This is a genomic window from Candidatus Weimeria sp. HCP3S3_B5, from assembly GCF_052064335.1.
Classification (GTDB): Bacteria; Bacillota; Clostridia; order Lachnospirales; family Lachnospiraceae; genus Weimeria.
Genome location: NZ_JBQHVU010000001.1, coordinates 63,471 through 78,623 on the forward strand (window position 1 = coordinate 63,471; position 15,153 = coordinate 78,623).

Annotated in this window: 13 protein-coding genes; all 13 read left to right on the forward strand. The window is 44.7% G+C overall.

Going from position 1 to position 15,153, the window contains the following annotated elements; genetic code table 11:
* Positions 1-72 precede the first annotated feature (72 nt).
* The 13 genes from ACTNCK_RS00305 to ACTNCK_RS00365 all read left to right on the forward strand — a co-directional run bounded on the left by ACTNCK_RS00305 (position 73) and on the right by ACTNCK_RS00365 (position 15,152).
* Positions 73-1,713, forward strand: a complete 1,641-nt coding sequence (locus ACTNCK_RS00305) for a GGDEF domain-containing protein (protein ID WP_441080256.1) — start codon at positions 73-75, stop codon at positions 1,711-1,713.
* A complete protein-coding gene (locus ACTNCK_RS00310; RefSeq protein ID WP_441080257.1) occupies positions 1,710-3,380 on the forward strand; it encodes a GGDEF domain-containing protein in 1,671 nt (556 codons plus the stop codon). Before ACTNCK_RS00305 ends, ACTNCK_RS00310 begins: the two co-directional genes overlap by 4 nt.
* The gene (locus ACTNCK_RS00315) at positions 3,377-3,949 is read left to right on the forward strand and encodes a 5-formyltetrahydrofolate cyclo-ligase (RefSeq protein WP_441080258.1); all 573 of its coding nucleotides are present in this window, start codon (positions 3,377-3,379) and stop codon (positions 3,947-3,949) included. The genes ACTNCK_RS00310 and ACTNCK_RS00315 overlap by 4 nt, the downstream gene beginning before the upstream one ends.
* A gap of 26 nt (positions 3,950-3,975) precedes the next feature.
* Positions 3,976-4,797 carry an HAD family hydrolase gene (locus ACTNCK_RS00320; protein ID WP_441080260.1) on the forward strand — a complete coding sequence of 274 codons (822 nt, stop codon included), beginning with the start codon at positions 3,976-3,978 and terminating at the stop codon, positions 4,795-4,797.
* Between the two features lie 60 nt (positions 4,798-4,857).
* The gene (locus ACTNCK_RS00325; protein WP_441080261.1) at positions 4,858-6,099 is read left to right on the forward strand and encodes a glutamate-5-semialdehyde dehydrogenase; all 1,242 of its coding nucleotides are present in this window, start codon (positions 4,858-4,860) and stop codon (positions 6,097-6,099) included.
* Entirely contained in the window at positions 6,080-7,543 is a 1,464-nt protein-coding gene (gene miaB, locus ACTNCK_RS00330) for a tRNA (N6-isopentenyl adenosine(37)-C2)-methylthiotransferase MiaB (protein WP_441080505.1), read from the forward strand. The genes ACTNCK_RS00325 and miaB overlap by 20 nt, the downstream gene beginning before the upstream one ends.
* 15 nt (positions 7,544-7,558) lie before the next feature.
* Positions 7,559-8,170, forward strand: a complete 612-nt coding sequence (gene ruvA / locus ACTNCK_RS00335) for a Holliday junction branch migration protein RuvA (RefSeq protein ID WP_441080263.1) — start codon at positions 7,559-7,561, stop codon at positions 8,168-8,170.
* Positions 8,170-9,168: a Holliday junction branch migration DNA helicase RuvB gene (gene ruvB / locus ACTNCK_RS00340; RefSeq protein ID WP_441080264.1), complete on the forward strand. Its 999-nt coding sequence runs from the start codon at positions 8,170-8,172 to the stop codon at positions 9,166-9,168. The genes ruvA and ruvB overlap by 1 nt, the downstream gene beginning before the upstream one ends.
* A gap of 61 nt (positions 9,169-9,229) precedes the next feature.
* Positions 9,230-9,688, forward strand: coding sequence for a cell division protein ZapA (gene zapA, locus ACTNCK_RS00345; protein ID WP_441080266.1), 459 nt, complete (start codon positions 9,230-9,232; stop codon positions 9,686-9,688).
* A gap of 2 nt (positions 9,689-9,690) precedes the next feature.
* Complete coding sequence (locus tag ACTNCK_RS00350; RefSeq protein ID WP_441080268.1) at positions 9,691-11,790, forward strand: peptidase U32 family protein; 2,100 nt, start codon at positions 9,691-9,693, stop codon at positions 11,788-11,790.
* Positions 11,790-13,157, forward strand: coding sequence for an FtsW/RodA/SpoVE family cell cycle protein (locus tag ACTNCK_RS00355; RefSeq protein ID WP_441080270.1), 1,368 nt, complete (start codon positions 11,790-11,792; stop codon positions 13,155-13,157). Before ACTNCK_RS00350 ends, ACTNCK_RS00355 begins: the two co-directional genes overlap by 1 nt.
* The gene (locus tag ACTNCK_RS00360) at positions 13,102-14,553 is read left to right on the forward strand and encodes a peptidoglycan D,D-transpeptidase FtsI family protein (RefSeq protein WP_441080271.1); all 1,452 of its coding nucleotides are present in this window, start codon (positions 13,102-13,104) and stop codon (positions 14,551-14,553) included. Before ACTNCK_RS00355 ends, ACTNCK_RS00360 begins: the two co-directional genes overlap by 56 nt.
* Positions 14,550-15,152 carry a hypothetical protein gene (locus ACTNCK_RS00365; RefSeq protein WP_441080273.1) on the forward strand — a complete coding sequence of 201 codons (603 nt, stop codon included), beginning with the start codon at positions 14,550-14,552 and terminating at the stop codon, positions 15,150-15,152. The genes ACTNCK_RS00360 and ACTNCK_RS00365 overlap by 4 nt, the downstream gene beginning before the upstream one ends.
* Position 15,153 lies beyond the last annotated feature (1 nt).

A 15,153-nucleotide genomic window follows, 5' to 3' on the forward strand; every position in this document is an offset into this window, starting at 1 on the left:
AAAAAAAGGATCAGCAAAATATGTATATGGGCAATATTGTTTGCTATTGCTTTTTTTACTGTATTTACAGTGATGAGGTATCTATCAGACAGTCACGGGGGATTTGCCGTATACAGCTTAAAGGATAACTGGGATATCGATTTCTGTGGAAAAAGATTTGCCGGCATTTCCAGAACAGATAAGAGGCTGTATGATATCCGGGTAAAACGTAATAATATAGTCTCAATGACAAGGAAGATAGATGTAGGAAATGACAGTAGGAGACTTACCCTGAGACTATACAGCAGGATGGCTTTTGTAAGAGTAAGTATTATCGACTACATGGGTCGGGAGAGGATCATATATTACTATGGGTATAGCCGAAATGGAAGAAAGTCTGACTTTTTCCCGGGAAGCGGTTATCATTTCATCCAGCTGCCGCAGAGATCCCGTGGCAAAACGATAAAGATAATGGAGATGGCCTCCTGTGATAATGCCTTCAAGGGTACACCTGAAATTCTCATAACAGAAACCAGCCATGCTATGGAGCTTTTCGCCCAGCAGAGGAGCCTTGGAACCTTTATCACAGTCTTTATGATCATTTCAGGACTGTCTGTTGTGCCGCTCTCACTGTTCATGTCAGCAGGTGACAGAAAGTTTTTTACGCTGACTATGATCGGTATCTATTCAGTCATATGCGGGATCTGGTGCCTGTGCCTTACCAAGACGATAGAGCTTTTCTATCTTGACCTGAGGTTAGACAGCCTGATAGAGTATACTACCCTTTATCTGATGATTATCCCTCTTATGTTTGTGACACGGAGGTTTCTTTCTGATGCAGGCAAGGCTGTAAAGGCAATAATAGATGGCTTTGTGATCATTGATATTGCATTCGCCTTTCTTGCTATTATCCTGAGCAATACATGGAATATAAGGATAGACACGCCGGTCTTGTTCTTTCATATGCTTCTTGTCCTGGAGTCAGTCTGCATATCTCTTATAGTTGTGATCAGAATAAGGAAGGCTGCTATTCCAGAGAGGATTTTTGATACAGGTATTATAACTGCAGCAATAGTGATCATAATCTATATACTGTATTATAATTTCTGCAATACAAATGATGCGCCATCATTCTTTGAGCTTATAATTGCACCGGCGGTCCTCTTGTTTATGATCATTACTATGCTTGCAGGCTATATCGCCGATGTCTTCATAAGGAAGCTCGATAAGGATCAGAAGAAGAGGCTTATCACGCTTGCCTATTCAGACGAAATGACAGGACTTTCCAACAGGGCCGTAGGCGAGAAAAGGCTTAAGGAGCTTGATGGGACAGGAGGGGACTATCTGCTTGTAAATCTGGATCTGAATTACCTTAAGAGGGTAAATGATACATTTGGACATGAGGCAGGAGACCGCTATATAAAGGAATTTTCTTCTATCCTACAGGATGTATTCTTTGATGCAGATGCAGTATGCAGGATGGGAGGAGATGAATTCCTTGTTATCTATTCAGATCCCCTCCTGCGGGAGGATGTACTCAGGCAGAGGCTTTCCTGGATGGAGGAGCTTGAGAAGCAAAGATCAGAGGGGCTTAATGGTATTACCATAGATTCTGCATATGGATATGCATATTCAGATGAGACCAAGGGCAGGTCAAGCCAGGAGACATTCCTCTTATCGGATGACAGAATGTATCAGATGAAAAGGTGGTCCAAAAAAGGGAGGTGTGAATGATGAAGGAAGGGAAAAGAGAGCATACGGTTCTTGTTCTTACGGTGACCGTATTATTTAATATGCTTATTATAATGCTTTCCGGCATTTCAGCTCTGGGAAGGACTGAGCTTGACAAAGGCTGGAGGGTGATCTTTCATCAGAGAACTTTTAATGATGTAGACCTTAACAGCTTCAGGCTGCCTTACAAGGTAAGCAGAGGAGACAGGGTAATACTGGAAAGAGAAATACCTGTGGATATAGGCTCTGACAAGGCGCTTGCATTCAGGACAAGCCTGTCAAATGTCACTGTATATATAAACAGAAGAGTATCCTATATGTATATGAATAACATAGCGGCCGGGGAAAAGACGCCTGGAAGCGGTATGAATGCGGTCGTCCTGCCCGATAATGCCAGAGGAGGCGAATGTCAGGTAATTATAACAGCAGGGAACGACCATGCCTTCAACAGGCTGCCTGCCTTTTATATAGTAGATGCCTGGAATGGATCAGCGATCCAGCTTAATCTTTCACCGGCTGTAAGCCTTATAGGTTTTTTCCTGACATCACTTGGAGTGATAGTTTTGTGTCTGTCCTTTGTGATGATATTCTTTGGGATAGCAGCTCCGGAAAGAGTATTTGTAACGGGACTTATGGCATTTCTTATAGGTATTTGGTCCCTGTATTCAAGCAACGTCTTTGAGCTCTTTTCATCGGATTTTACTATGAATACCAGGATAGGGATATTATGCCTCTATGCATCTGTCATTCCATTTGATTCTCTTATAGTAATGGTAAGGGGAGCAAGGAGAAGAAAAAGATGGCTGTTAGCTGTTGGCATTATGGCTCCGATCGTATTCATTATAGTGGCGGCAGTCCTTGACATCAGAGGAAAGATTTTTGTATCAGGCCTTTACTGGTTAAATATGCTTGTAAGCGCTATAAGCATTATTATAACTATATCCTCTACAGGGAAGAAATATGAAAGAAAAAACAACAGAGTATTTTCTCTGGGTATAGATGTTATGACCGCCGGGATCATAATAGATATAATAAGGTATCTGATAGTAAACAGCATAAGGATCAGGCTTTTTGGTCTTGAAAGATCGTTGATTCCTTTTTTTGCATTAGCCTATGTAATTATCATCCTTTATTCCTATATGGTAGATATAGGAGAGCTGTATCTTGAGCAGTCAGGCGATGCCATCCTGAAGGAGCTTGCATATACGGATCCTCTGACAGGCCTTTTAAACAGGGCTTCCTACAATCTGTTAGTAAAAAATCTTACCGGGGGAAAAAGAGTATATACTATGATAAGCCTTGATGTAAACGGGCTTAAGATAGTAAATGATATAATGGGTCATGAGGCGGGAGATATGCTTATAAAGGACAGCGCTTCTGTCTTATCAGCGATCTTTAAGGAGACAGATAAGGTTATTAGGATGGGTGGCGACGAGTTCCTTGTCATATCAGAAAAAAAGAGCAGGGGCAGACTTGCTAGCAAGCTAAGAAGGATGGAGAAGCTTCTTACAATCCGCAGCAGAAAAAGACCATACGATATAAGCATAAGCTACGGGATCGCATCATCTGACGAGGATCTTACTTCTAGTGCTGACAACGTTTACAGACTGGCCGACCAGAGAATGTACGAAATGAAGAAGCAGATGAAGAAGGAAAGAGGATCACTATGACTAGTGAGCTTATAAGGAAAAGGAACAGAACCAAACGCGATCAGATAGGGGCCTGTGAGCGAAAAGAAAAGTCAGAGCTAATAGCAGAAAGGATCCTTGCAGGAGATATTTCATCCTGTAACGATATACTATGCTACTATCCGCTTGGAAGCGAGCCGGATCTGCTAGGCGCCTGCCGGGTTTTCCTTGAAGAAGGGAAAAGGCTTTATTTTCCGGTGACAGAAAAGGATGGCATACATTTCTACTGTGTAGGCGACCTTAAGGGATTTAAAAGGGGCGTTTTCAATGTAATGGAGCCTGCAGACAGGAGATACGAATACAGAGGGGGCAAGGCTCTTTCGCTTACGCCAGGACTTGCCTTTGATCGTGACATGAACAGGATAGGCTATGGAGGGGGATATTATGACAGATTCTTTTCTCTCCATCCTGATATAATAAGAGCCGGTATCTGCTTTGATGAGCTGCTTGAAAGAAATATCCCTCATGAAAGGTGGGATATGAGGATGGATCTCATAATAACTGACAGGGAGCTTATTACAAGATCTGGTGTTAAGAAAGAGGTTTTGTGATATAATCTTGATATTGTTTTTTGAAAATGCAGAAAGGTGCAGTAATGAAGCAGTACAGGAATTATATTTTTGATCTCTATGGGACGCTTATTGATATTGAGACCGACGAGGAAGACAGTCTTTTATGGGAGAAGCTTTCGGGACTCTATTCGGTATATGGAGCCGATTATAGTAGGGACCAGCTAAAAAAGCGTTACGAGGAGCTTGTCAGGGAGGAAGAGGAGGCTCTCGGCAGACGTATGGGCTTCGCATATCCTGAGATCAGGCTTGAAAGGGTATTTGCAAGGCTCTATCTTGAGGCGCCGTCGACCCACAGGTCAAGAGTTGCGTATTTTTACAGAAATGCAGCTGAGTTAGCAGAAAGCAGCTTTATCTTTGGAATAGCAAATGCCTTCCGTGTAATATCGAGAAAGAGGTTTCAAGCCTATCCCGGCACGATCAGGACACTTTCTGCCCTCAGGGAAAGAGGCTGCCATATCTATCTGCTCTCAAACGCCCAGAGGATATTTACATTGCCTGAGATAGAGCAGACCGGTATAAAGGACTACTTTGACGATATATTCATTTCGTCTGACAGACAGGTAAGGAAGCCGGATACAGCCTTTATTAAGGGGCTTTTAGAAAAGCATGGCTTAAAGAAGGAGGAATCGGTAATGGTCGGAAACGACTATGATTCTGATATAGGAATTGCGGCCTCCTGCGGACTTGATTCAATATTTTTAAACACCTTTAAGCTTTCAGCAGAGGAAAGAGAAAAAAGACTCTCTGAGATGAGGGATAGAACAGGGGCAGAAGCTTATGAGCCGGTCCTTACTGTTGTCTCGGGTGATGTTTCAGAAATCCTCTGATTTGAAATAGAAGGCTTATTATGGTAAAGTATCCTTTGTTGACAGCTTTAGGAGAAAACAATGACAGTAGAAGAAATTTGCCGAAGGGCATATGAGAACAAATATCTGACAGCAAGGCTTACTACAGACCAGAAGAACAGCCTTATCTGCTCTGCTGCTTGTGATCTGGTAAAGAGGACAGACTCTATCCTGTCTGCTAATCAGGAGGATATGAAGCGGGGACGTGAGAATGGAATGGCCCCTGGACTTCTCGACAGGCTTTGTCTCTCAGAGCAGAGGATAGAGCAGATAGCGGATGGTATGAGACAGGTCGCTTCCCTTCCGGACCCGGTAGGAGAGGTCACTAAGATGTGGAAGAGGCCTAATGGTCTTGTCATAGGTCAAAAAAAGGTTCCAATCGGGGTCATAGGCGTGATCTATGAGGCAAGGCCTAATGTGACTGCTGATGTATTCTCACTCTGCTTCAAGACAGGAAATACGGTTATCCTTCGTGGGGGATCGGCTGCGGCCTCGACAAATCTGGCAATAGTTGATTCCCTTCACAGCTCGCTTGAGGCAGCAGGCCTTCCTGCTGATTCAGTCCTTTATATAGAGGATCTATCGCATGAGGCTGTAGGGGCCTTTATGAAGATGGATAGGTATGTGGACCTGCTGATACCTAGAGGCGGAGCAGGTCTTATTAGAAATGTCGTCGAAAATTCTACAATACCTGTCATAGAAACCGGCACAGGAAACTGTCATATTTATGTGGATCAGTATGCCGATATAGATATGGCTCTTAGGATCACAGACAATGCAAAGACACAGAGGATAGGAGTCTGCAATGCGGCTGAATCCCTTGTGGTGCATGAAAAGATAGCCCCTGAGTTTTTGCCGAGGCTTTCGGAGCTCTTCAAGGGAAGAGTATCACTTTTTGCCGACCAGAATGCGAGAAATTATCTTGTTGATTCCTATGAGGCCACAGATCAGGACTTCGGAAGGGAATACTTAGACTACAAGATGTCGGTAAAGACTGTAAAGGATATAGATCAGGCCATAAGCCATATCAATCATTACAATACAGGACATTCTGAGTCTATAATAACAGACAGCTATGAAAACGCACAGAAATTCCTTGACGAGGTAGATGCAGCCTGCGTCTATGTCAACGCCTCGACAAGGTTTACAGATGGAAATGAATTCGGCTTTGGAGCCGAGATAGGGATAAGCACCCAGAAGCTTCATGCCAGAGGCCCTATGGGACTTGATGCCCTTTTATCTTCTAAGTATATAATTTATGGAAATGGACAGATCAGAGAATAATCATTATTACAATGGAAGCCTGTCAGCGGCAGAGACCGAGGTACCTCTCACTGAGCCGGAAAGACAGTACTTCTTCATGGACAAGGTTAAGAAAATAGTAGAAAATAAGGTAAGAGACCTGGGAAGGCCTCTTACTTTTCATGTGACGACCTTCGGCTGCCAGATGAATGCCAGGGATTCCGAAAAGCTCAGAGGTATCCTTTTAAGGTGCGGATACGAGGAAAGCGAAGATGAGGATTGCGATCTGGTGCTCTATAATACCTGTACAGTCAGGGAGAATGCTGACAATAAGGTATTCGGAAGACTAGGCGTTCTATATGGCTATAAGAAAAAGAATCCTGAGATGCTTATAGGGCTCTGTGGCTGTATGGCTCAGGAGGAGGTAGTCACAGATAAGATAAGGAAGAGCTATCCTTATGTGGACATGGTCTTCGGGACTCATAATGTATATATGCTTGCAGAGATACTCTATCAGAGATTTGATGAGAATAAGCATATAGTAGATGTCAGGGAAAGCGCCGACAGGATAGTTGAGAATCTTCCTCTCGAAAGAAAGTATTTCTTCAAATCCGGCGTAAATGTGACTTTCGGCTGTGATAATTTCTGTAGCTACTGCATAGTACCATATGTGAGGGGCAGGGAGAGGAGCCGGAGACCATCTGACATAATAGATGAGATAAAGCGACTGGCCGCTGACGGAGTCATAGAGGTCATGCTTCTGGGACAGAATGTCAATTCCTATGGTAAGGGACTTGAGGAAAAGACAAGTTTTGCAGACCTTCTGCGTCAGGTAAACGAGATAGACGGTATTGAGAGGATACGTTTCATGACATCCCATCCCAAGGATCTGTCGGATGATCTGATAAGAGCAATGGCAGAGTGCGATAAGGTCTGTCCTCACCTTCATCTGCCCCTTCAGTCTGGAAGTGACCGTATACTTGCCGATATGAACAGGCATTATACAAAGGAGAAGTATCTGTCACTGGTTGATAAGATAAGAAATGCCATTCCTGACATAGCACTTACTACAGATATCATAGTAGGCTATCCGGGAGAAAGCGAGCAGGACTTCTTAGAGACTCTTGATGTCGTAGACCGTGTGAAATTTGATTCGGCCTTTACCTTTATTTACTCCAAAAGGACAGGTACGCCGGCAGCAAGGCGGAGTGACCAGGTGCCGGAGAAAGTGATAAAGGACCGCTTCGACCGGCTTCTTACAAGGGTAAGAGCTGATGGAGAAAAGAAAGCCATGGCGCTTACAGGAAAGACTCTGCCGGTCCTAGTAGAGGAGGTAAACAAGCAGGATGAGCATCTTGTCAGCGGACGGCTTGCAAACAACAGCGTGGTCCATCTGCCAGGAGATGAATCACTTATAGGTAAGATAATAAATGTAAGGCTTGATAGCTGCAAGGGATTTTATTATCTGGGAAATATAGCAGAGTAAGGATGTGGATTACAGGTGATTTCATTTATTGATGGATACATAGAAGAGATAAGGGATGGTTCTGTCGTGATAGAGCATGACGGGATCGGCTTTATGATGGCTATGTCAGGGAACTCCATATCACGCCTGCCGGGCGATCACACAAAGATCAGGATCTATACTCTGCTAGGTTTCAACGAGAATACAGGCCTTAGTCTCTATGGATTTATAGATAAGCAGGAAAGAGATCTTTTCATAGAGCTAAACAATATATCAAAGGTAGGGCCAAAGGCTGCAATGGCAGTTCTTTCAGTAATGACCCCGGATGAGCTGAGGCTTTCTGTAATAGCAGGAGATGCCAAGGCTATCTCAAGGGCACCGGGTGTCGGAGCAAAGATGGCAGAGAGGATCATCCTGGAGCTTAAGGACAGGATCGATGTTTCTGATCTGTCAGAGACAAGCTCTGATACGGCCCAGACAAAGGCTATTCCAGGCAAAGCAGTAAGAAACGATGTACTTGTCGCGCTTACCGGAATGGGATTTTCAGGCGGAGAGGTCCTTAATGCGATGAAAGGGATAGATGGAGCAGATGATATGGATCTTGACTCTCTGCTTGGCGAGACATTAAGGATCCTTGGGAGTAAGTGATGGAAAGAAGAGTTATCACAACTGAAAGACAGGCTGAGGATATTAAGCCCGAGAATTCCCTAAGGCCCTTATATCTTTCTGAATATATAGGACAGTCAAAGATCAAGAAGACCCTTGAGATATATCTTAAGGCGGCTCGTGACAGAGGTGAGCCGCTTGATCATGTGCTCTTTTTCGGACCGCCGGGACTTGGAAAGACCACGCTTTCAGGCATAATAGCAAATGAGATGGGAGTACATATGAAGATCACATCCGGGCCAGCCATAGCGACTCCGGGTGATATGGCTGCTATAATAATGGGCCTTAAGGAAAATGATGTCCTCTTTATCGATGAGATCCATCGCCTGAACAGACAGGTCGAGGAGGTGCTGTATCCTGCAATGGAGGACTTTGCTATAGATATAATGATAGGAAAGGGCCCGAGTGCAAAGTCTACCCGTATCAGTGTTCCGAGATTTACTCTTGTCGGAGCCACGACAAGGGCAGGACTTTTGTCCGCTCCATTAAGGGACAGGTTCGGAGTCATATTCCATATGGAGTATTATAGTCCGGATGAGCTTAAGGCAATAATCCTGGCCTCAGCAAGAAAGCTTGACGTGGAAATAGACGAAAAGGGTGCTCTTGAGATGGCAAAGAGATCAAGAGGCACACCGCGACTTGCCAACCGGCTTTTGAGAAGGGTCCGTGATATAGCCCAGGTGAGGTTTGACGGAGCCATAACCGAGGATGTCGCCTCAAAAAGTCTTGATCTTTTAGATGTGGATTCACTGGGACTTGACAAGACTGACCGGAAGATTCTTCTGGCGATACGTGATACCTTCGACGGAGGCCCGGTCGGTATAGACACCCTGGCTGCCTATGTCGGAGAGGACAGGGGTACTATTGAGGATGTGACAGAGCCATATCTGGTCCAGAGCGGACTTATAGTTCGTACACCAAAGGGCAGAGTGCTTACCGACAAGGCAATAAAGCATCTGGGCAAAATTTGCAGCTTGTAATATTCCTGAAATATCTTTATAATAAAAGAGATATTATTTTTATCTGTGAAGGAGACAGTGGATGTCTGCGAAAAAGAGTACGACAGTAGTGATAGGCGGCAGGGTATATACTTTAAGCGGATTTGAGGATGAGGAATATCTTCAGAGGGTTGCCACCTATATCAATAATAAAATAGATGAATTTACAAAGGTGGACTCATACAGGAAGGCAAATGCTGATCAGAGAGCCATGGTACTTGAGCTCAATATTGCCGATGATTATTTCAAGATGAAGGAGAAGGCTACCGATCTTGAAACACAGCTTTCACAGAAGGATAAGGAATTATACGATCTGAAACATCAGCTTATTACCAACCAGGTCGATAAGGAGGACTTATCGGAAAGAGAAGAGGCTTTAAAGAAGGAAAATGAGGAGCTTAAGGCCATAAAGGAAAAGCTTGAGAGCTCACTTGCCGATGCACTCCTAGGTCCGGCCTCGGATGATCAGGATGAAGAGAAGACGAGCGAAAAGAAAAAGTGATCATGGACAGACAGCTTGAGGTACTGGCCCCGGCAGGGGATCTTGAAATCCTGAAGACAGCGGTTCTATCCGGTGCTACAGGGGTATATTTTGGTGGAGAGGAATTCGGGGCAAGGGCATATGCCACGAATTTTTCATTTAAAGAGGCCTGCGCCGGGATTGATTTTGCTCATAAGAGAGGCGCAAGAACTTATCTTACTGTAAACACATTACTTAAAAGCATCGAAATAGAAAAAAAGGTTTATTCCTATCTTAAGGATTATTATAATGCGGGAATCGATGCGGTTCTGGTGCAGGATATAGGACTTATGCAGCTTGTCCGCGAATATTTCCCTGAACTCCATCTTCATATTTCCACCCAGGCCAATGTGACATCTGAATATGGCGCAGCCTTTTTCAAGGAGCTGGGAGCAAAAAGAGTCGTTTTAGCAAGAGAGCTTTCGCTTAAGGAGATAGAAAGGATCCATAAGGCCGTAGACATAGAGCTTGAATGTTTTGCACATGGAGCCCTCTGTGTCTCCTATTCCGGACAGTGCCTTATGAGCTCGATGATAGGCGGCAGAAGCGGCAACAGGGGAAGATGCGCCCAGCCATGCAGGAAGTGCTACAGACTTCTGGATCAGAAGGGCGATCGGATAAGGCTTCCGGGCAGATATCCTCTTTCGATGAAGGATCTGATAACAATAGATCATGTGGCAGAGCTTTACAGGGCAGGTTGCTCATCTCTTAAGATAGAGGGCAGGATGAAGTCAAAGGAGTATGTGGCAAGAGTTGTATCATCCTACAGATGGGCGGCAGATGCTGCTATGAGCGGACAGCCGCTTTCAGATGGGGAGTCAGAGGCTCTTTATAATAAAGCAATAGAGGCGGGGAGCCGGGCAGGAGGATGCGACGGATATTTAAGCAGGCGTAACGGACCTGAGATGATATCATTTGCCAATTCATCGTTTTCATCTGACGGCCCTGCCGCTGTTTCTATCGCTTTAAATAAAACAAGAGCAAAGGCCTTTCTTCATGCTAAGGTCGGAGAAGACATTTCTCTTGAGCTTTCGGATCAGAAGCATACAGTAAGGGCTTTTGGGCCAGTCATAGAGAAGGCAAGAAAGGAAGCCGATATCTCAGATGAGATAAGAGAAAAGATCCGCCGGAGCGGAGATGATCGTATTGAGATCACTGATGTCGGGCTTGATATAGACAGGGATGCCTTTATTCCGGTAAGCCTTATTAAAAGGCTGAGAAGAGAGGCAGTGGATAAGCTTCTTGGAGGACTCGTGCAGAGTAGAAATGAGCCGCTTCCATTCAAGCCAATGACAGAAAAGAGAAAAAGGATAAGGGGTAGCAGACGCCTTCTGGTAAGCTGCCTCAGTAAGGAGCAGCTTCTCTCAGCTGACCGTATACTTTCAGATGATGATATTATAGCCCTTGACTATGACCTGTACAGCAGGATGGATATGTCTGTGATAAGGGGCATAGGGGCGGCTAAGTATCTTTGTCTTCCGCATATATTAAGATCCGATAAGCTCCCTCAGATAGATGACGGCATTTTTGACGGACTGATTGTCTCATCCTTTGATGAAATGCAGTATGCTTCTTACAATTTCCCTGATCTGCCCATGATCCTGGATCAGAGAGTCTATTCCTGGTCTGACAGGAGCAGGAGCTTTCTTTTGTCAAAGGGAGCAGCCTTTCTTACGGCACCATACGAACTTAACGAAAAGGAACTGTCTCATCTCGACAACAGCAGTTCTTTTATCACTGTATACGGCAGAACTCCCGTTATGTATACGGCGACCTGTCAGCATAAGAACAGCAGGGGCTGTGACAGGAGACAGGAGGAGCTCTATCTTTTGGATGACAGGAAGAGCAGCTTTCTTTGCCTTAATTTCTGCAGCAGCTGTACAAATGTGATCTATAACAGCCTGCCGACCTCGCTTTTACCCTTCCTTGACAGACTTTGGGAAATGGGCTTTGCAGGCGTCAGGGCTGATCTTACTGTAGAAAATGAAAAGGAGACAGTAAGGATCCTTCAAATGATAAAAAACAACAAGTGTGAGGATGTCTGCCAGGCGACTCGCGGACATTTTCACAGAGGAGTGTCATAGTGATTCATCTGATTACCGAGGTCTCGAGACTGACCTTTATCATCATATTCGCTATATTTACCTATGACTGCTTTGCGGCTCTTCGAGTAGAGAGGCATGGAAGAGATTCGAAAAGGCTCTACAGGAGACAGACCGCCATGATTTATCTTTTCCTGATAAACGGAAACCTGCTCCTGTTTCTCAATACAAATGAGCCGAAGATATTTGTCATGATGGCAGCCGAGATAGTCTTTACGGCGATCGCCATGATAATCTACAAGAAGATCTATGAGAGCGCGAGCAAGGCAGTGGTAAACAATATGTGTATGCTGCTATCTATAGGCTTTATCATGCTTACAAGGCTTGATCAGCCAAAGGCCCTAAGGCAGCTGCTCTTTGCCTGCCTTGCCCTTATAATAACCTGCTTCATACCTCTCTTTCTAGGGAATGTAAGGCTTATAAAGAGCCTTAAGCTGTTTTATATAGGGGCAGGGATCCTTCTTCTTGGAATAGTGGCTGTGATAGGAAAGACTACCTATGGCTCAAAGATCAATATAAGCATAGGGGGGATAGCTATCCAGCCATCAGAGTTTGTAAAGGTCCTTATGGTGCTTTTCATAGCCTGTATGCTTTATCAGGATTCGTCATGGAAGCAGGTAATGAAGACCCTGCTTCTCTGCTGCATTCTGATCCTGATACTTGCTATATCAAAGGATCTGGGAAACGCTATGATATTTTTCCTTACTATGATCGTTATGATCTATGCCGCCTCCCAGAATGCCTTATATATGCTGTCGGGGGCCGGCCTTTTTGCAGTGGCGTCTGTTATAGGATATTACGCCTTTTCCCATGTGAGGGTAAGGGTACTTGCCTGGAAGGACCCTCTTTCAGTGGTAAACGGAGCCGGCTATCAGATCAGTCAGTCCCTGTTCGCCATTGGTACAGGCGGATGGTTCGGAGTAGGTCTCTATCAGGGAATGCCAAAGAGGATACCGGTTGTCACTACGGATTTTATCTTTTCGGCGATTTCGGAGGAGCTCGGAGGGCTTTTCGCACTCTGCCTTATCTTTATCTGTATAGCTAATTTCCTTATGTTCTTTAATATAGCACTCACTATAAAGAACAGATTCTACAAGATAATCGCCATAGGCTTAGGGGCGCTTTATGCCTCACAGGTATTTACGACCCTGGGTGGAGTCACGAAATTCATTCCGTCAACAGGAGTCACGCTTCCTCTTGTTAGCTATGGAGGAAGCTCGCTTCTTGCGACAATGCTTATCTTTGCAATGATAGAAGGACTATATGAATACAGAGGAGAAAAGGAAGATATAAATGAGTCAGAAACGAGATACGAGGAGAAGAAGAGGGCAGGAGGAGCCAGACAATAAAAGGCATTCTCTGAATACAGAGGCAGGTATAGCAGCCTATATGTTTCTTATCCTTTTCCTTTTGCTTGTAGGATATTTCATATATTTCATGGCCTTTAAGAGTGAGGATTTCATCAATAACCCTGCAAACCCAAGAGTCAAGGGCTTTGAAAAGCTTGTGGTAAGAGGTGAGATAAAGGCAAATGACGGGACAGTTCTTGCCCGTACCATCACAAGAAACGGCAAGGAAGTAAGAGAGTATCCAAAGGGCAGGGAATATGCCCATGTGGTAGGCTTCAATTCGAATGGCATGAGCGGCATAGAATCGGATAAGAGCTTCTATATGCTAAGATCCCATGCCTTTATCCTTGAGAGGATAATGAATGATCTGAAGGAACAGAAAAATCCCGGGGACAATATAGTAACGACCCTGGACAGCCGGCTCCAGCAGAGTGCCTATTACGGAATGGGAAGCTACAAGGGAGCCTGCGTCGCGATAGATGCGGATACTGGAGCTATCCTTGCCATGGTATCTAAGCCGGATTTCGATCCGAATACAGTTGATCAGGAATGGAAGAGTCTCTCTAAGAGCGAGGATTCGGCTCTTTTGAACAGGGCCAGTCAGGGACTCTATCCGCCAGGCTCGACCTTTAAGATATTAACGGCACTTTCATTTCTTAAAAATGGCGGAAGTCTAAGCGATACCTTCGACTGTAAGGGATCATATTCGACCGGAGGATATACTATCCACTGCTACGGTGGTGAGGTCCATGGCAGACAGACCTTTCTTCAGGCTTTTGGAAACTCCTGTAACGTAGCCTTTTCCCAGGTGGGACTTTCTCTCCCCAAGGGGGCTTTGAAGAGTACAGCAGATGAATTCTATTTCAATCAGAAGCTGCCTACGGATATATTAAATGTCAAGCAGAGCAGATTTACTCTTAAGGCATCTGATGACGACGCTCTTGTAATGCAGACCGCTATTGGTCAGGGAAATACTCTAGTCACCCCTCTGCATATGGCAATGATCTGCGAGGCGGTCGCAAATGACGGAGTCCTGAAGAAGCCCTATGTCTGCGACCATATCGAAAACAACAGAGGGAGTCTGGTAAGAGGACATGTAAGCTCAGAACTAAGACTTTGCTCTGCCTCGGAGGCAAAGACGCTTAGACGGCTGATGAGATACGTAGTGACAAACGGTACAGGAAGGGTTGTAAATTCATCCTCCTATACAGCATATGGAAAGACAGGGACAGCTGAGTTTTCAGAAGACAAGAGCAAGGCTCATTCCTGGTTCGTTGGCTTTGCAAAAAATGGAAAGAAAAAGATCGCTGTAGCTGTAATAATGGAAGGTGCAGGCGCCGGTTCCTCCCACGCTGCTCCTCTTGCAAGAAAAATGTTTGAGACCTATCTTAGATGATAAGAATAATACTAATAATTATAGCTGTAATACTTGCGCTTATTGCCTACTTCCTGTTTGCACCCTTTGGCTTTTCATTAGTCGGGGATTTCGACAGGAAGACGATAAGGCTTTCGCTTCATGATCCGCTGCGCCTTGTAGACCTTCTGATCGACACATCTGTGGAGGAGAAGATAGACTTACGGATCTTTTATCTGATAAAGCCTCTTGGCAAGAAGAAAAAGCAGGGGACGGATGCAGATAAGAGCAGGCATAAGGACAAGAAGAAAAGCAGGGGCAAAAGGAAGGGCTCTCTTATGGACTTTGTGAAAAAGAGGCTTTCTCTTATAATAAAGAATGCCTTTTCCTTCCTGGCAAAATGCCATATACATATAAGGAGTGCTGTGCTTTCCTTTTCTGCTGGAGAGCCTGACACTACGGCTCTTATATATGGGGGCCTTGCTTCGCTTCCATTCATGTATGGCAGGCAGATCTCGGTTGATGCTGATCTGTTAAGTGATGAGGCATTTATCAGAGGCAGGATTGATGCGGGTGGTTCTATTTTTGTCTGTATTCTGTTATACTATGTGATAAAGACGATTGCGGCAAAAGGAGACTGAT

What these genes read in the sequence shown, in the direction of transcription:
- ACTNCK_RS00305 (WP_441080256.1), top strand. Translation starts at nt 73, where the DNA reads ATGAGGTATCTATCAGACAGTCACGGGGGATTTGCCGTATACAGCTTA.
- miaB (WP_441080505.1), top strand. Translation starts at nt 6,080, where the DNA reads ATGGACAGATCAGAGAATAATCATTATTACAATGGAAGCCTGTCAGCG.
- ruvB (WP_441080264.1), top strand. Translation starts at nt 8,170, where the DNA reads ATGGAAAGAAGAGTTATCACAACTGAAAGACAGGCTGAGGATATTAAG.
- ACTNCK_RS00310 (WP_441080257.1), top strand. Translation starts at nt 1,710, where the DNA reads ATGATGAAGGAAGGGAAAAGAGAGCATACGGTTCTTGTTCTTACGGTG.
- ACTNCK_RS00350 (WP_441080268.1), top strand. Translation starts at nt 9,691, where the DNA reads ATGGACAGACAGCTTGAGGTACTGGCCCCGGCAGGGGATCTTGAAATC.
- ACTNCK_RS00365 (WP_441080273.1), top strand. Translation starts at nt 14,550, where the DNA reads ATGATAAGAATAATACTAATAATTATAGCTGTAATACTTGCGCTTATT.
- ACTNCK_RS00320 (WP_441080260.1), top strand. Translation starts at nt 3,976, where the DNA reads ATGCAGAAAGGTGCAGTAATGAAGCAGTACAGGAATTATATTTTTGAT.
- ACTNCK_RS00325 (WP_441080261.1), top strand. Translation starts at nt 4,858, where the DNA reads ATGACAGTAGAAGAAATTTGCCGAAGGGCATATGAGAACAAATATCTG.
- ACTNCK_RS00315 (WP_441080258.1), top strand. Translation starts at nt 3,377, where the DNA reads ATGACTAGTGAGCTTATAAGGAAAAGGAACAGAACCAAACGCGATCAG.
- ACTNCK_RS00360 (WP_441080271.1), top strand. Translation starts at nt 13,102, where the DNA reads ATGAGTCAGAAACGAGATACGAGGAGAAGAAGAGGGCAGGAGGAGCCA.
- zapA (WP_441080266.1), top strand. Translation starts at nt 9,230, where the DNA reads ATGTCTGCGAAAAAGAGTACGACAGTAGTGATAGGCGGCAGGGTATAT.